1 protein-coding gene is annotated in these 216 nt (G+C 29.2%); it reads left to right on the top strand.

The features are described from left to right. Positions 1 to 14: 14 nt before the first annotated feature. On the top strand, positions 15 to 216 hold a 202-nt coding region (locus tag AACQ14_RS24125), incomplete at its 3' end, for a hypothetical protein (protein WP_339366079.1).

Genomic DNA, 216 nt, shown 5'->3' with positions numbered 1-216 from the left:
AGGAGTGATTAGCAATGAATAAGTTTATAAAGATAATCTTTGGTTTTATTATTGTAACTGGTTTAACTATTGGATTATCTGGATGCCGGGCATTAGAAAATGATGATGTAAAGCAATTGAGAAAAGATTTGATTACCATAGTACAGGATAATACAAAAGTTTATTTCAACAAAGAAATAGATTGTGATGATTTTGATACATCACTTGCTCAAGAAG

Source organism: Vallitalea maricola (assembly GCF_036985595.1).
In the GTDB taxonomy this organism is placed as follows: Bacteria; Bacillota; Clostridia; order Lachnospirales; family Vallitaleaceae; genus Vallitalea; species Vallitalea maricola.
This window is presented reverse-complemented; position numbering and strand designations above follow the sequence as displayed.